The sequence below is a fragment of the Sinorhizobium sp. genome (assembly GCF_059070375.1).
In genome coordinates, this window is sequence record NZ_JCACWC010000001.1 from 639824 (window position 1) to 654805 (window position 14982).

The window sequence follows — 14982 nt, forward strand, 5'->3', positions numbered from 1 at the left end:
GCATCGCGCGTCTTATCGCACGGGCAAAAGTCGCTGTAGCACTTTGATCTGCTGCATGTTTTTGTCGGCTACGATCAAAGGAAGACGCCGGAAAACGGTCACTCGAACAGATCTGGATTGTCCGCCTCGATCTGCGGCAGGTCGGCCAGGATACCGTTGAGATGGCTGCGCATGGCGGCCGCAGCCGCGTCGGCATCCCGCGCGTCGATGGCGGTAATGATCGCCTCGTGTTCGGCAATCAGTTTCTTCATCGAGTCCGGATGGCGCAGCTGGAGGTTGCAGACCCGATCCATGTGTGCCTTGATGTCGGAGATGGCGTTCCAGGCGAGGCCGCAGCCTGCACCCTCGGCGATCGCAATATGGAACTGCTCGTCCTCCCGGCGGAAAGCATTGTGGTCATTCGCCTCATTCGCCGCCTTTTGCCGAGCGAGGATCGTGTCGATCTTGCGCCGCGTCCAGCTATCGAATGTCTCGCTGGCCCGGCGCGCCACCGCGACTTCGATCGCCTCGCGCACGAAGCGGGATTCCATCATTTGTCTGGCTGAAATCCGCACGACGACGGTGCCCCTGTTGGGCCGGATATCCACCAGTTTGGATTTGCCCAGCGCGATGAGCGCCTCGCGCACGGGCTGACGCGACACGCCCATGCGTGTGGCGATTTCCTGTTCGGAGAGCCGCATTCCGGGGGCGAGCTCCAGCCGGATGATGGATTCGCGCAAGTCCCGCTCGACCTGGGCCGCGGCGGTTTCGCCGGTGTCGATCTTCAGGGATTCGAGGTTCATGTCTTTCGCCGCCGTCATCCGTTGACATCCAATTTGAACCACCATACAGTACCATACAATTCAGGCGCAACAGAAATCCGGCAAACCGGATGAACAGGGAGGGGCTGGCGCCGCGCGGGCCGGCCTGAGAACGCTATTGCTGTCCAATTTCATCGCACCCGATTCCACTGATCCCCGCCTGCGTATTAAATCCCGCTACCAGATGCTTGTCGATGGCAAGTCGGTCGATGCCGCTTCTGGCAGGACGATCGATCGGGTGAGCCCCGGCCACGCCGGCGTCACGGTCGGCACATGGCCGGAGGCCTCGGCCGACGACGTGCGCAAGGCCGTCGCGGCCGCCCGGAAGGCTTTCGATACCGGCCCGTGGCCGCGCATGTCGGGCGCAGAGCGGTCGCGCCTGATGTTCAAGGTCGCCGACCTCATCCTCGAGAGACAGGAGGAGCTGGCTCTGATCGAGAGCCTCGAGGTCGGCAAGCCGATCGCGCAGGCGCGCGGCGAAATCGGTTTCTGCGCAGATCTCTGGTCCTATGCCGCCGGCCAGGCCCGAGCGCTGGAAGGACAGACCCACAACAATATCGGCGACGATCGTTTGGGCCTTGTCCTGCGCGAGCCGGTCGGGGTCGTCGGCATCATCACGCCTTGGAACTTCCCCTTCATCATCGCATCGGAACGCGTGCCATGGGCGATCGGCAGCGGCTGCACGGTCGTGCTGAAGCCCTCCGAGTTCACTTCGGGCACGTCGATCCGTATGGCGGAGCTGGCGCGCGAAGCCGGCATTCCCGATGGCGTGTTCAACGTCGTCACCGGTTATGGCGACCCCGCCGGCCAGGTGCTGGCCGAAGACCCGAGCGTCGACATGGTCGCCTTTACCGGCTCTGTCCGCGTCGGCACGAAGCTCGGCGAGATCGCGGCGCGCAGCGTCAAGCGCGTGGGGCTGGAGCTTGGCGGCAAGGGCCCGCAGATCGTCTTCGCCGATGCGGATCTCGACGCGGCGGCAGACGGCGTCGCCTATGGCGTCTACCACAATGCCGGCCAGTGCTGCATTTCCGGCAGCCGGCTTCTGGTGCAGGAGGGCATCCGCGATGCGCTGATGGAGCGCCTGCTCGACATCTCGCGCAAGGTGACTTTCGGCGATCCGCTGAACGAACGCACCAGGATCGGCGCAATGATCTCGGAGACGCATGCCGAAAAGGTGCATTCCTATGTGACGGCCGGCATCGCATCTGGCGCGGAACTGCTGCTCGGCGGCGAAAGGACCGGCAGGGAGGCCGGCCTTTACTACGCACCGACGGTCTTTGCCGGCGTCACGCCCGACATGTCGATCGCACGCGAGGAGATCTTTGGTCCCGTGCTTTCAACGCTGACCTTCAAGACCGCGGACGAAGCCGTAGCGCTGGCGAACGCCACCGAATTCGGTCTTTCGGCCAGCGTCTGGTCGACCAATCTCGAAACCGCGCTGCAGAGCATCCGCCGCATCCGCGCCGGCCGATGCTGGATCAACAGCGTGATCGACGGCACGCCGGAGCTGCCGATCGGCGGTTACAAGAAGAGCGGCCTGGGCCGCGAGCTCGGCCGCTACGGCTTTGACGAATATTCCCAGTTCAAAGGCGTCCACGTGACGCTCGGGCGCCCCGCGCCCTGGTTCACATAATCGGCCGCAGTCGGGGTCGGGAGGAGGAATATCTCGGCTGGCGTGATCTTTGGTCGGAGCCCGCCAGCCGAGACTTGGGTCTTGCGACCCGCAATGCACATCCAAAGGGAGGACACGCAATGAAACTGACCAGGCTCAGAACCGCGGCGCTGGCTGCGGGCCTTGCCACCTTGTTGACGTCGAGCGCGCTCGCCGCAGACGTCAAGGCAACGATGATCATCTATCTCGATCCGAGTGTGCAGTTCTTTAATCCGGTGGTGAAGGGAGCGCAAGACGCCGCCGCCCAATTCGGCGTCGACCTGGACGTGCAGTATGCCAACAACGATCCGGTGCGCCAGAACGACCTGATCGAAAGCGCGACGGCCAGCGGCGTCGATGGCATCGCCGTCGCGATCTCCAGTTCGGATGCTTTCGACGAGAGCATCTGCGCGGCAGTCAAGGCCGGTATCATCGTCATCGGCTTCAACAACGATGATCTCGACGGCGCCAAGGGCAACTGTCGCCAGGCCTATGTCGGCATGAACGAGCTTGCCTCCGGCTATGAGCTCGGCAACCGGATGATCAAGGAATTCGGCCTCAAGTCCGGCGACGTCGTCTTCAACCCGCGCGAAATTCCGGAAGCTAGCTTTGCAGTCGCCCGTGGCGGCGGCATCGAGAAGGCGATGACCGAAAACGGCATCAAGGTGGAGACGGTTCGAGCCGGTCTCGACCCCGCCGAAGCGCAGAACATCATTGCGCAATTCCTCATCGCCAACCCGAATGTGAAGGCGCTGTTCGGCACCGGCTCGGTCACCTCGACCGTCGGCGCGGGCGCCATCAAGGACGCCGGCGTAGACATTCCCTTCGGCGGTTTCGACCTTGCGGTCGAGATCGTAAATGCGGTGGAATCCGGCGCAATGTACGCGACCATGGACCAGCAGCCCTATCTGCAGGGCTACTATCCGATCGCCCAGATCGCGCTTGCCAAAAAATACGGGCTGACACCGACCGACATCGACACGGGCCAGGGCGCCTTCCTAGACAAGTCGCGCATCGGTTCGGTCAAGCCGCTGATCGGCAGCTACCGCTAACCGCGTTCCGAGGGAGCCCGCCGGCGCGGCCGGCCGGTTCCCCCTTCCCCAACGATCGGGTGCCAGACCGTGACTCCTGTCCTAGCCGAAAGTGCCGCGCCACGCTCGCGGACCCAGAGACAATCCATCCTCAAGCAGATCATGGGCATGCCGGCGGGAGCGATCTTTCTCGTCTTCATGACCCTGCAGATCGTCTGCATCGCCGGCGCGCTCCTCTATCCGGACGAGTTCCGCTACCTCTCACCGCAGAACCTGACGATCCTGATGAAGGCGATCCCCGTGCTTGGATGCCTCGCGCTCGGAGCCGGCGTATTGATGATCGCCGGTGAATTCGACCTTTCCATCGGCTCCGTCTACACATTCACGGCCGTGCTGATGGCCTCGCTCGTCAATGCGGGGCTGAGCGCCTTCGTCGCCGCACCTATCGGTATTCTGACGGGCGTGCTGATCGGTTCCCTCAACGGCCATATCACCCTGCGCTTCGGCCTGCCATCCTTCATCGTCACACTCGGCGGGCTCCTCTTCTGGCGCGGCGCGGTGCTGCTCTACAACGGTGCCGTCCAGGTGCGTTTCGATCCGGAACCGGTCTTCACCAGCCTCTTTTCCGGCACCCTGTTCGGCGTCAACGCCGCCTTCATCTGGATCGTCCTCTTCGTCATAGGCTTTCACCTGCTGCTACACCGCCACCGCTTCGGCAACCACGTTTTCGCGACCGGTGGCAATCGCGCTGCGGCCGAGGCGATCGGCATCAACACCAGCCGCGTCAAACTGGTTGCCTTTGCGATTGCGGGCGGCATGGCTGCGGTGGCGGGCATTCTTGCGACAGCCCGCGTCGGCAGCGTGCAGCCGGGGCAGGGTGCGGGTCTGGAACTCCAGGCCATCGCCGCCTGCGTCATCGGCGGCCTGTCGCTGCGCGGAGGGCGCGGATCGATCGTCGGAATCTTTCTCGGCGTGCTGCTCATCCACACGATCACCGACGTCCTGCTTCTCCTGCGGGCACCGGGCTTCTACCTCGACATGTTCATAGCCACGCTGATCGTGCTGGCTGCAATCTTCAACCATCTCATCGAGCGGCGAGGTCTTGCGTGATGTCGACCCCCAATCTTCTCGAACTGCACAACATTTCGAAGTGCTTCGGTGCGCTGACCGCGCTTCGCAATCTGAGCTTCCATATCGGCGAGGGGGAAGTCGTCGGCCTTTTGGGTGACAACGGCGCCGGCAAGTCGACGACCGTCAATCTCATCTCCGGCATCCACAAGCCGACGGACGGCTATCTCAGCGTCGACGGCAAGAAGACGACCTTTTCCTGCCGCTCGGATTCCGCCGATGCCGGCATCGAAACGATCTATCAGCACACCGCGCTGGTCGATTCACTCTCGATTACCCGCAATATCTTCATGGGCCGTGAGCTGACCGACCGCTTCGGCTTCCTCAGGCAGCGCGAGATGCGCGACATCGCCATGGAAGTCTTGCAAAACGCCGTGCACATCTCCGGCATCGATTCCCCGGATACGCTCGTCGGCAACCTCTCCGGCGGGCAGAAACAGGCGGTCGCAATCGCCCGCGCCGTCTATTTCAAGAAGCGCGTGCTGCTCCTCGACGAGCCGACCTCGGCGCTCTCCGTACGCGAGACGGAAGCGCTGTTGAACCAGGTGCTGAAGCTCAAGGCGGAGAATGTCTCGAGCGTGCTGGTGACCCACAATCTCTACCACGCCTATCAGGTCTGCGACAGGTTCGTGATCATGAGCCATGGCACGAAGGTCTTCGACGTGCAGAAGGCCGATACGACGATCAGCCAGCTGACCGAATATGTCGTGCTCACCTGATGCCGATTGCTGGAAAGCAAGAGCAGATGCCGTGAAGGTCAAATGCCATTCCCCATCCGTCCTAATAGCCGGTTTGGGCGTAGGACCTTTGGCGCTTTGGTCTCGGACCAATGTCCCATCGTCGTAAACGGACGACATGCTAGATTCCGCACTCGGTTTGGTGCCCTGCTAGACTGAGGTCCTGTGATTTCCACGGCGGACCCTGCCTCGCGAGGCGGTGCAACCACCCGTTGCCTGGGAATTGGGACATGGACGACCGCGATATGAAACACAATGACGAGGAAAATTCTGCTTCCGACCTCTTGGAAATTGCGGCACAGCTCGCCGCGCTGGCCGAGGACATCAGGACCTTGGCTGCAATGCCGATCGAGCAGAATTCAACATTGATCGAACCCGGCGATAGGCCTGAAGCAACCTCGGAATGACCGTCATTGCCGCCGAGGCTTATGCGGCTCTGGTTGTTCTGCCCGCAATGATCGAGAAACCGCCGCTTCGACGCACTTATGGAACCATTTTTCAGCAGCAGCCATTGCGCATTAACCTCGTTGATGGAACAGGGCGCAACAATGGACGTACAGAAGGCTGGAATGGCTCGACTGCTGTTGGCGGTACCTGATGTGCGCGACAGTGCCTGGATGATTCACGACCTCACTTTCTTGAAGCTGTGCGAAGTTTACGAGCACGCCTGCCTGCGCCGCGACGTCCTGCGATGTGCGGCATCAAAAGACGACGCCGCCCTGCTCAAATCCGAAGAGGAATGCACGAGCCTCGAAGCGGCCGCCATCGCTTACATTCGCGAGCGCCAAAAATTCTCCGGCCTCGGGCGGCACTGAGGCGGCAGCATCACAATCATCTAGAAAGCCGCGCTGCGAAAGATCGCCGGCACGAGCCCGCTTTCGCTTCCTCCAGGGTCGGCGGGGTCTGAATTGTGATTTTCCTCCAGGGAGACAAAATCGCGGTATGATGACGGATCCCGATCTCAACTGCTGCGATCGTCGAAGCTTCCGCATTGCCTGTCGAGTCTATTTTCCGTCCAACCACTCCTGCAGTTCCGCTTCCGCCCGCTCCAGCGCGCTGTAGTTCAGGAGTTTGCGCAGGAAGGCGATCGTGATGGCGCGGGCACGCAGATTGAAGCGGCCGTCGTCATTGTCGTCGCTCGCGGCCTGGTAGACGTCGAGCTTGTCGTAAAGCTGCTGCAGGCGATTCTGTACGCTGCGCAGCGACAGGCCGCGGCGCCTGGCAATGGCCCTGTCGGTAAGCCCGAGTGCGATATCGACGAGGATCTCGTATTCGGAATCGGTGAAGCCGTTCGTCTGGCCAAGGCTTTTCTGCTGAAGACCCCGCACCTCCCGGTCGATGACGCATTGGCTCTCGACGAAGATCGAGCGCAGTGCAAGCTTCAGCCGTTCGTCGGACGCGGATTTCAGGACGTAGCCATAGGCAGCTCCATCCGGAACGATGCGCGAGACACCGCGTACATACGCCTCGTCCGAATAGTTCGACCAGAAAAGGATGCGGGTCTCCGGCCGCTCCTTCCAGATCGTGCGCGCCGCCTCGATGCCGTTGCGGCTCGCCATCTGCAGATCCATGACGATATGCGCCGACTTGTGATCGCGAGCGAGCTTCTCGCCGACAGTTCCATTTTCCGCCTCGATCACAGTGTCGCATTCCGGCAGGGCTGCGTTGACCGCCTCATGCAGGTAGGAGCGATGCAGCGGGTCGTCCTCGACGATCAGAACCTTCATTCCGCCCTCTCCTCGATTGAGCCCGCGTCGTGCGGCGTGAGCGGCAGCACCACGCGGACCACGGTGCCGCGATTATTGTGGCCCGGACCGATCGTGAAACGCGCGGAAATCAGTCGCGCCCGGGTCTTCATGTTGTCGATTCCCTCGCCGATCCGTCCCCGCGTTTTGGCAAGTCCGGTTCCGTCGTCCGCAATTTCGATCGACAACCGGTCGTCGTCGGCGTCGAGCCGCACCTTGACGGCAAGCGGAGCAGCGTGGCGCACCGCATTGTTGATCGCCTCCTGAGCGATGCGGAACAGCGCGACGATGACGGTCGGCTCCAGCCGTTCCAGCGCACCATTCGTCTCGTCGGCCAGGCCCCATTCGATGATCGAGCCCGCGTCCCGAGTTCGAGCGGTCCAGGTGGTGCTCGATCGCCTGGCTAAGTCCGAAGAGCTGGAGAACGGAGGGCTTTGCCTGCTCGATGATCTGCCGCAGATCCTGCATGCAATGCTGCAGGGAGCGGGAGACGGGCTCCAGTGCCTCCGGCGCCACCTCGCCGTTGCGCGACAGCCGATCGATCCTGCGGGCGAGACGCGTCAGGTCGGCGAGCGTCTGGTCGTGCAGGTCCATGCCGATGCGCTGGCGCTCCTGCTCCAATGCTTCGGTGAGTTTCAACGCACCCAGCCGCAGGCCCTCCTCGCGAGCGCGGGCTTCCGCTTCCACGATCGCCGACCGTTGCGCTTGCTCGGCCGCCCGCAGCGCGAAGAAATAGGGTGTAAGCAGGTCTGCGATAATGCGGGCCCGCTCGACGTCCTCCATCGTGTAGACACCCGCTTCCTGCGAGGAACATGAAAGCGCCGCGATGATCGCGCCCTGCACCTTCATCGGTACATGCAGGCGGCTCCTCAGCGACTGTTCGACGATCGGCCGCTTGAACGCGCCTTCGAAATGGAAGCGCGGGTCGATCATTGCGTCGTCGGCCAGCAGGAAGTCCACGTCGCCCCATAGGAGGGAGCGGATCGGACTGTTGACGACAGGTGCGCCGGCAAGGTCGCCCCAGGCGGTCTCGATGCCCGTCTCATAGGCGGTGTGATAGTTGCCGTCCTCGAGGAGCACGCAGACATCGAGATGGTCGTGCGGGATGATGTGCGCGACCTCTGCCGCGACCGAGCGAATGGCCGAGCGAAAGTCGAGCTGGCCCGCAAGCAACCGGGAAATTCCGAGATAATGATCGAACATGGCTGCGGGTGCAGGTTGCAGCATCGTGGTTTCCTCCAGAAGCGGCAGGCTCCTCAACCCGCCGCAGTCGCTTCGCCAGTAAGCGCCCGCGGGAGCGCCGCCGTCTTGCGTAAACCCGCAGCTTGTTTCGCAAAACCCGCAAACATCTTGCCGCCTTGCGCCTGTACAGGCCCGTCGATCTCCCGCATCCTGCCCTTACTGAGAGGAGGAAGCTCAGTGCAAGAACAATCTCACTCGACCCCGATTGGCCGGGCGGGTGAAGCGATCGCCTGCCAGGCGATCATGAGGGAGAGAGACATGACCATCCGTAAGATGCTTCTGGCATCCGCCGCGATCGCTTGCGCCGCGATGCCGGCTTCCGCATTTGCCGAGACCTCGGCCAAGAAGATCGCCCTTTCGAACAATTATGCCGGCAATTCGTGGCGCCAGGCCATGCTGACGAGCTGGGAAAAGGTGACGGGGGAAGCCGTAAAGGCCGGCGTCGTCGCTTCGGCCGACGCCTTCACCACTGCCGAGAACCAGGCAACGGAACAGGCCGCGCAAATCCAGAACATGATCCTGCAGGGCTACGACGCGATTGTGCTGAACGCCGCCTCACCGACGGCGCTGAACGGCGCGGTCAAGGAGGCCTGCGATGCCGGCATTACCGTCGTCTCCTTCGACGGCATCGTGACGGAACCCTGCGCCTGGCGCATCGCCGTCGATTTCAAGGAAATGGGCCGCAGTCAGGTCGAGTATCTTTCGAACAAACTTCCGGACGGCGGCAATCTGCTCGAGATCCGCGGCCTTGCCGGCGTATTCGTCGACGACGAGATCTCGGCCGGCATCCATGAGGGCGTCAAGCAGTTCCCACAGTTCAAGATCGCCGGCTCCGTGCACGGAGACTGGGCGCAGGACGTTGCGCAGAAGGCCGTTGCCGGCATCCTGCCGAGCCTGCCTGAAATTGCCGGCGTGGTGACGCAGGGCGGAGATGGGTACGGTGCCGCGCAGGCGATCGCCGCGACCGACCGGAAGATGCCGATCATCGTGATGGGCAATCGCGAGGATGAACTGAAGTGGTGGAAGGAGCAGAAGGATGCGAACGGCTATGAAACCATGTCGGTCTCGATCGCGCCCGGCGTCTCCACCCTTGCCTTCTGGGTCGCCCAGCAAATCCTAGACGGCAAGGAGGTCAAGAAGGACCTAGTCGTTCCCTTCCTGCGCATAGATCAGGACAATCTCGAAGCGAACCTCGACAATACCCAGGCCGGTGGCGTCGCCAATGTGGAGTACACGCAGGAAGACGCGATCAAGGTCATCGAGTCGGCAAAGTAAATCTCCCGGGGGCTGCCGCGCGGCCGTAGATGACCGCGCGGCAGTCTTGTTGAGCAGATGATGGCGAGCAGTATGGACGACGTAGCGAAGGCGATCATTGCGGTCGACGGCGCCAAAGTAAGCTTCGGCGCAGTCAAGGCGCTCGACGGCGTCACGCTTCGTGTCATGCCCGGCGAATGCGTTGGGCTCGTCGGACATAACGGGGCCGGCAAGTCCACGATCGTCAGCGTGATCAATGGCGGCCTTACGCCACACCAGGGAACCGTCACGAGTGACGGCGAGCGGCAGGAACGCTACGGCATCAATGCCGCCCGCGACCGGGGCGTGCGTTGCGTCTTTCAGGAGCTGTCCCTCTGCCCCAACCTCTCCATCGTCGAGAACACCCGTCTTGTACATCGCGCTCTCGGCGGTTTCGGCTGGCGTTCGCGGGCTGCTGAGATCATCGAGAAGAGCCTCGACGCCGTCTTCCCCGGCCATGGCATCGACAGCGGCCGGACCGTGGGAGATCTTTCGATCGCCGAACGGCAGATGGTCGAAATCGCTCTAGCCTTTTCCGATGCCGGCACTCCCCCGCGGCTGGTGATCCTGGACGAACCGACATCGTCGCTCGATGCAAGCCTCGCCCGTCAGATGCTCGACCATGTCCGCCGCTTCATCGCCGGTGGCGGATCCGTCATCTTCATCTCGCATATCCTGCACGAGATCCTCGAAACCGCCGACCGTATCGTCGTCATGAAGGACGGCCGCGTCGTCGCCGAACGTCCGGCGCACCGCTTCGACCATCACGGCCTCGTGGAGGCAATGGGGAGCGTCACGAAGGCGGAAACCCGACAGCGTCCGGTGCGCGACCAATCCGCGGCGCCGGTCGTTCTGTCCCATCCGGCAGCGGGTATTCCCTTCACGGCGCGCACTGGCGAGATCATCGGCCTCGCTGGCCTGGCTGGCCACGGACAGACCGAGCTCCTCCTCGCGCTGCATGCCGCCCGGTCCGGCAACTGGCTGCCGCAGCGCAATCCGCTCGTCACCTTCGTCGCCGGCGACCGCCGCCTCAACGGGGTTTTCGAATTGTGGAGCATCCTGCGAAACTTCTCCATCGCCTCGCTCAGTGACATGTCCCGCCGCGGCCTCGTCCTCGAGGCCGGCGAAAAGACGAGGGGAACGACCTGGAAAGAACGGATCGAAATCCGCACGCCCGATTTGGACAAACCCATCCTGTCGCTTTCCGGCGGCAACCAGCAGAAGGTGCTCTTCGCCCGCGCACTCGCCACGCGCGCATCGATCGTCCTGATGGACGATCCGATGCGCGGCGTGGACGTCGGTACCAAGCAGGAAGTCTACGCGATCATTCGCGAGGAGGCGGCGCGCGGCCGCACCTTCATCTGGTATTCGACGGAAATGGACGAGGTTTGCCTCTGCGACCGGGTGTATGTGTTCCGCGAGGGCCGCATCACGGCCGAACTCGGCGGCGATGCCGTCAACGAGACAAACATTATCTCCGCCTCCTTCGAGGGAGCCGCATGACGTTTCGCCTGTCCTCCGAGGCCATTCGCCTTGTCATTCCCGCTCTATCGCTGTCGCTGCTGCTGGCTGCGGTATTCTGGCTTCAACCACGCGCCATGAGCTATATCGGCCTAAACCTGCTGTTCAACCTGGCCGTGCCGATCGCGCTCGCGACGATCGCGCAAATGCTCGTGATGGCGGTAAACGATCTCGATCTCTCGATGGGCGCCTTCGTGAGCTTCGTCGCCTGCGTGGCCGCGACGTTCCTGCGGGACGCGCCGGCAATAGGCATCCTGATCCTCGCCGGCGCGGTCGCAGCCTATGCGGCGATCGGCGTCGTCATCCATTTACGAAACCTGCCGTCCATCGTCGTCACCCTCGGCATGAGCTTCGTCTGGGGCGGACTTGCGGTGCTGTTGCTGCCGGCGCCGGGGGGGCAGGCGCCCGACTGGGTGCGGTGGCTGATGACCGTCAAGCCGCCCCTGGCCCCCATGGCGATCGTCGCCAGCATCATCATCGCCGTCATTGCGCATTTCATCGTCAAGCGGTCCTCGCTCGGCGTTCTGATCCGTGGCGTCGGCGGCAACCAGCGCTCGGTGGAGCGCGCCGGCTGGTCTATCGTCGCGGCACGCGCGACCGCCTATGCCCTCGCTGGCCTCTTTGCGGTGCTGGCAGGCATCGCCCTCGTCGGCTTGACCACCTCGGCCGATGCCAACATCGCGCTGCGCTACACGCTGCTGTCGATCGCCGGCGTCATCCTCGGGGGCGGCGAATTCATCGGCGGCCGCGTCTCTCCCGTCGGCGCCGTCATCGGGGCGCTGACGCTGACGCTTGCCGGCTCGTTCCTCTCCTTCCTGCGCATCTCCCCGGACTGGCAGATTGGCGCCCAGGGCGCGATTCTGATCATCGTGCTCGCGCTCCGCCTGATGCTGAACCGCTTCGAGAAGCGGGAGAAACGCCGATGAACGCGCTCGTCCGCCAGTTCGGCAAACCCTGGGTCTGGTCGTGGCTTGCTGCCTTCGTCGTCTGGTTCCTGACGATCATGGTGACGGGCGGCGCCGGCACGCTCGGACTGTCGCAGGCAGCGCTCACCTTTGCGGCCTTCTCGGTGATCGTCGGCATCGGGCAGATGTTCGTCATCACCCTCGGCCCCGGAAACATCGATCTCTCGGTTCCCGCCACCATGACGCTCGCCGGCACGGTGGCACTGAAGTTGATGAATGTCGAAAACGGCATGATCCTGCCCGGCCTTCTCCTTGCCGTTTTCATTGGTCTTGGCGTCGGTCTTTGCAACTACACGCTTATCAAGGCGCTGCGCATCCCGCCGATTATCGCAACGCTCTCCATGAGCTTCATCGTCCAGTCTGGCGCGATCTGGACGAACCGCGGTCTTCGGATCAAGCCCCCGAGCGTGCTTGCGGAATTCACCACCACGAGTACGCTCGGCGTGCCGAACGTGGCAATCGTCGCTTTCCTGATCTCCGTCCTCGCCTGGATCCTGCTTGAGAAGACGATCTACGGCCGTTGGATCTCGGCGATCGGACAGAGCATGCCGGCCGCGCGCATGGCAGGCATACCGGTCGACGGAACGCGCTTCGTCACCTACCTGTTCTGCGCCGTGCTCGCTTCGATCAGCGGCTATCTGCTTGCTTGCTTCTCCGGCGGCGCGGCGCTCAACATGGGCGCGGAATATCTTCTGATGTCGATTGCCGTCGTCGTGATCGGCGGCACAGCGGTCGCCGGCGGCGATTCCAACGTGCCCGGCATATGGGGCGCGTCGCTCTTCATGTTCCTCGTTGTCTCCATGCTCAACACCTATGGGCTCGGCGCAGGCATTCGCCTCATCATGACCGGCCTCATCATCATCAGCGTCATCATGCTCGCCGGCGGTCGCCGGGGCATGCGATAAACGGAAAGATTGTCATGGCCGAGGCCTCCATCTACGAAATCCACGACCCGCGCTTCCGGCAGATGATCGTGACCAGCGCCGGTCTTGACGAGCTCCATTCCGGCTGCCGCTGGGCGGAAGGTCCCGTCTGGTTCAACGATGCGAACCAACTCCTGTGGAGCGACATTCCCAATCAGCGCATTCTGCGATGGACGCCGGAGGGCGGCGTTTCCGTCTATCGTGAGCCGTCCAATTTTACCAACGGCCATACACGCGACAGGCAGGGACGGCTCATCTCCTGCGAGCACGGCACGCGCCGCGTCACGCGCACCGAGGTGGACGGCTCGATTACCGTGCTCGCCGATCGTTTCGAAGGCAGGCGGCTCAATTCACCGAACGATGTCGTGGTCAAGTCGGACGGCACGATCTGGTTCACCGATCCCACCTACGGCATCATGTCCGACTACGAAGGCTATCGCGCAGACCCGGAGCAGCCGACGCGCAACGTCTACCGGCTCGATCCGGAGACCGGCGAGCTTTCGGCGGTCGTGACGGACTTCATCCAGCCGAACGGCCTCGCCTTCTCGCCCGACGAAAAGACCCTCTACGTGGCGGATTTATCGGCAAGTCACGATGACCGCCTCCCTCGGCACATACGCGCCTTCGACTTGACCAACGGCGGACGGCTCGCGAACGGACGCGTCTTCTGCGTCATCGACAAAGGAATTCCGGACGGCATCCGGACGGACGCGAACGGAAACGTATGGTCGAGCGCCGGAGATGGAGTGCACTGTTTCGATCCTGCCGGCAAGCTGATCGGCAAGATCCTGGTTCCGCAGACGGTCGCCAATCTCACATTCGGCGGACCAAGGCGCAACCGCCTGTTCATTGCGGCAACCCGCTCGCTTTATTCACTTTATGTCGCCGTGGCGGGTTCCCAGGTGCCTTAGAGCGATACCCGGTAACGGTTTTCCTCGAGAATTTCGGCCGACTATCGGTGCCGCCTGCGGCAGACCGTCGAACGGCCTTTCATGTCGAAGGAACTGTTTTCCGCGAAGATGCGAACCTGTGATGCTCAACCAATCGGTTGACATTATTCCATTTCAGCAATACTAAACCATATGGTTGACGAAAAGCTGACTCTGACGTTCGCTGCCCTTGCGGATCCCACACGGAGGGGAATGCTTGCCGCTTTGGCATCTGGTGAGAAGCCTATCAGCGAACTCGCCCGGCCCTACCAGATGACGCTCGCCGGCGCGGCAAAACATGTCGCGATCTTGACGCGGGCCGGCCTCATCGAACGGCGCAAGGTTGGCCGCCAGAATATGTGCCGGCTAAACGCCGGAAATCTGAAAGAGGCGAACGACTGGCTCGCCCAGTGGGAGCGGTTCTGGAACGTTCGCCTGGACGCGCTTGAACAGGCCCTGAAGGAGGAGCAGAATCAATGACTGCAGACAAGATCTCGCCCGACATGCTTCGCTTTGAACGAATCCTGGCGGCACCTGCCGCTACCGTTTGGCAGTACCTCGTTGATCCAGACCTGCGCGCGCGCTGGTTCATGTCGGGTCCAACGGACCTGCAGGTTGGCGGCGCCTTCGGGCTGACGATGGATCACGACCGTCTCTCGGACGAGGTCGTTCCTACGCCGGACCGGTACAAGCCATATGTCGGCCATCGTTGGCAGGAACGCATTATTCGCTATGAACCACCTCGGCTCCTGGCCTTCACATGGGAGGATGGCAAGGCGGGGGAAGTCACGTTCGAGCTGACCGAGATAGACAGCGGAACAACGCGCCTAGTCCTGACCCACACCGGCCTTCGTGGCTCTAAGGACGCGCTCGACTTCGGTGGCGGCTGGCACGCGCATCTTGCAGTTCTTGAGAAACGGCTCGCTGGAATAAGCATCCCTGATTTTTGGGCCCTTCACGCCGAAGCCCAGCGTGAAATGGAGAGGGCGCTCGGTTCTGAGGCGTGACGATTTCCGG

16 protein-coding genes and 1 pseudogene are annotated in these 14982 nt (G+C 62.6%); 14 read left to right on the forward strand and 3 right to left on the reverse strand.

Annotated elements, in window-relative coordinates; all coding sequences use genetic code 11:
- Positions 1 to 98: 98 nt before the first annotated feature.
- Positions 99 to 800: a GntR family transcriptional regulator gene (locus AC5J09_RS03115; RefSeq protein WP_180980745.1), complete on the reverse strand. Its 702-nt coding sequence runs from the start codon at positions 798 to 800 to the stop codon at positions 99 to 101.
- Positions 801 to 918: 118 nt separating this feature from the next.
- Here AC5J09_RS03115 and AC5J09_RS03120 point away from each other — a divergent pair, with 118 nt between their 5' ends.
- From AC5J09_RS03120 to AC5J09_RS03150, 7 genes are all read left to right on the forward strand, one after another.
- The gene (locus tag AC5J09_RS03120; RefSeq protein WP_494296863.1) at positions 919 to 2433 is read left to right on the forward strand and encodes an aldehyde dehydrogenase family protein; all 1515 of its coding nucleotides are present in this window, start codon (positions 919 to 921) and stop codon (positions 2431 to 2433) included.
- 119 nt (positions 2434 to 2552) lie between these two features.
- Positions 2553 to 3503 carry a sugar ABC transporter substrate-binding protein gene (locus tag AC5J09_RS03125; RefSeq protein ID WP_102762095.1) on the forward strand — a complete coding sequence of 317 codons (951 nt, stop codon included), beginning with the start codon at positions 2553 to 2555 and terminating at the stop codon, positions 3501 to 3503.
- Positions 3504 to 3572: 69 nt separating this feature from the next.
- Entirely contained in the window at positions 3573 to 4592 is a 1020-nt protein-coding gene (locus AC5J09_RS03130; RefSeq protein ID WP_275600233.1) for an ABC transporter permease, read from the forward strand.
- Positions 4592 to 5329: an ATP-binding cassette domain-containing protein gene (locus tag AC5J09_RS03135; protein ID WP_100673525.1), complete on the forward strand. Its 738-nt coding sequence runs from the start codon at positions 4592 to 4594 to the stop codon at positions 5327 to 5329. The genes AC5J09_RS03130 and AC5J09_RS03135 overlap by 1 nt, the downstream gene beginning before the upstream one ends.
- A gap of 248 nt (positions 5330 to 5577) precedes the next feature.
- Complete coding sequence (locus AC5J09_RS03140) at positions 5578 to 5754, forward strand: hypothetical protein (protein WP_018096438.1); 177 nt, start codon at positions 5578 to 5580, stop codon at positions 5752 to 5754.
- Positions 5751 to 5945, forward strand: a complete 195-nt coding sequence (locus AC5J09_RS03145; protein WP_275598190.1) for a hypothetical protein — start codon at positions 5751 to 5753, stop codon at positions 5943 to 5945. The genes AC5J09_RS03140 and AC5J09_RS03145 overlap by 4 nt, the downstream gene beginning before the upstream one ends.
- Complete coding sequence (locus tag AC5J09_RS03150; RefSeq protein ID WP_026168753.1) at positions 5896 to 6162, forward strand: hypothetical protein; 267 nt, start codon at positions 5896 to 5898, stop codon at positions 6160 to 6162. The genes AC5J09_RS03145 and AC5J09_RS03150 overlap by 50 nt, the downstream gene beginning before the upstream one ends.
- Before the next feature lie 189 nt (positions 6163 to 6351).
- Here AC5J09_RS03150 and AC5J09_RS03155 read toward each other — a convergent pair whose 3' ends face one another.
- Positions 6352 to 7074: a response regulator transcription factor gene (locus AC5J09_RS03155; RefSeq protein WP_018096445.1), complete on the reverse strand. Its 723-nt coding sequence runs from the start codon at positions 7072 to 7074 to the stop codon at positions 6352 to 6354.
- A pseudogene (locus AC5J09_RS03160) lies at positions 7071 to 8319 on the reverse strand (sensor histidine kinase). Before AC5J09_RS03160 ends, AC5J09_RS03155 begins: the two are co-directional and overlap by 4 nt.
- A gap of 273 nt (positions 8320 to 8592) precedes the next feature.
- On the opposite strand from AC5J09_RS03160, the gene AC5J09_RS03165 reads away from it, so the two are divergent.
- The 7 genes from AC5J09_RS03165 (at position 8593) to AC5J09_RS03195 (ending at position 14972) form a co-directional block, all read left to right on the forward strand.
- Entirely contained in the window at positions 8593 to 9609 is a 1017-nt protein-coding gene (locus AC5J09_RS03165; protein WP_494296864.1) for an ABC transporter substrate-binding protein, read from the forward strand.
- 72 nt (positions 9610 to 9681) lie between these two features.
- On the forward strand, positions 9682 to 11130 hold the full coding sequence (locus tag AC5J09_RS03170) for a sugar ABC transporter ATP-binding protein (RefSeq protein WP_494296865.1): 1449 nt from the start codon (positions 9682 to 9684) through the stop codon (positions 11128 to 11130).
- On the forward strand, positions 11127 to 12074 hold the full coding sequence (locus AC5J09_RS03175; RefSeq protein WP_440853021.1) for an ABC transporter permease: 948 nt from the start codon (positions 11127 to 11129) through the stop codon (positions 12072 to 12074). The genes AC5J09_RS03170 and AC5J09_RS03175 overlap by 4 nt, the downstream gene beginning before the upstream one ends.
- On the forward strand, positions 12071 to 13018 hold the full coding sequence (locus AC5J09_RS03180) for an ABC transporter permease (RefSeq protein WP_018096450.1): 948 nt from the start codon (positions 12071 to 12073) through the stop codon (positions 13016 to 13018). Before AC5J09_RS03175 ends, AC5J09_RS03180 begins: the two co-directional genes overlap by 4 nt.
- A 14-nt stretch (positions 13019 to 13032) precedes the next feature.
- The gene (locus AC5J09_RS03185) at positions 13033 to 13947 is read left to right on the forward strand and encodes an SMP-30/gluconolactonase/LRE family protein (protein ID WP_494296866.1); all 915 of its coding nucleotides are present in this window, start codon (positions 13033 to 13035) and stop codon (positions 13945 to 13947) included.
- 171 nt (positions 13948 to 14118) lie between these two features.
- Positions 14119 to 14445 carry an ArsR/SmtB family transcription factor gene (locus AC5J09_RS03190; protein WP_100673531.1) on the forward strand — a complete coding sequence of 109 codons (327 nt, stop codon included), beginning with the start codon at positions 14119 to 14121 and terminating at the stop codon, positions 14443 to 14445.
- The gene (locus AC5J09_RS03195; protein ID WP_324764727.1) at positions 14442 to 14972 is read left to right on the forward strand and encodes an SRPBCC family protein; all 531 of its coding nucleotides are present in this window, start codon (positions 14442 to 14444) and stop codon (positions 14970 to 14972) included. The genes AC5J09_RS03190 and AC5J09_RS03195 overlap by 4 nt, the downstream gene beginning before the upstream one ends.
- Positions 14973 to 14982: the final 10 nt, after the last annotated feature.

Coding starts and splice junctions, on each gene's coding strand:
- AC5J09_RS03115 (WP_180980745.1), bottom strand. CDS start 800: ATGACGGCGGCGAAAGACATGAACCTCGAATCCCTGAAGATCGACACC.
- AC5J09_RS03125 (WP_102762095.1), top strand. CDS start 2,553: ATGAAACTGACCAGGCTCAGAACCGCGGCGCTGGCTGCGGGCCTTGCC.
- AC5J09_RS03135 (WP_100673525.1), top strand. CDS start 4,592: ATGTCGACCCCCAATCTTCTCGAACTGCACAACATTTCGAAGTGCTTC.
- AC5J09_RS03140 (WP_018096438.1), top strand. CDS start 5,578: ATGGACGACCGCGATATGAAACACAATGACGAGGAAAATTCTGCTTCC.
- AC5J09_RS03145 (WP_275598190.1), top strand. CDS start 5,751: ATGACCGTCATTGCCGCCGAGGCTTATGCGGCTCTGGTTGTTCTGCCC.
- AC5J09_RS03150 (WP_026168753.1), top strand. CDS start 5,896: ATGGACGTACAGAAGGCTGGAATGGCTCGACTGCTGTTGGCGGTACCT.
- AC5J09_RS03155 (WP_018096445.1), bottom strand. CDS start 7,074: ATGAAGGTTCTGATCGTCGAGGACGACCCGCTGCATCGCTCCTACCTG.
- AC5J09_RS03165 (WP_494296864.1), top strand. CDS start 8,593: ATGACCATCCGTAAGATGCTTCTGGCATCCGCCGCGATCGCTTGCGCC.
- AC5J09_RS03170 (WP_494296865.1), top strand. CDS start 9,682: ATGGACGACGTAGCGAAGGCGATCATTGCGGTCGACGGCGCCAAAGTA.
- AC5J09_RS03175 (WP_440853021.1), top strand. CDS start 11,127: ATGACGTTTCGCCTGTCCTCCGAGGCCATTCGCCTTGTCATTCCCGCT.
- AC5J09_RS03180 (WP_018096450.1), top strand. CDS start 12,071: ATGAACGCGCTCGTCCGCCAGTTCGGCAAACCCTGGGTCTGGTCGTGG.
- AC5J09_RS03185 (WP_494296866.1), top strand. CDS start 13,033: ATGGCCGAGGCCTCCATCTACGAAATCCACGACCCGCGCTTCCGGCAG.
- AC5J09_RS03190 (WP_100673531.1), top strand. CDS start 14,119: ATGGTTGACGAAAAGCTGACTCTGACGTTCGCTGCCCTTGCGGATCCC.
- AC5J09_RS03195 (WP_324764727.1), top strand. CDS start 14,442: ATGACTGCAGACAAGATCTCGCCCGACATGCTTCGCTTTGAACGAATC.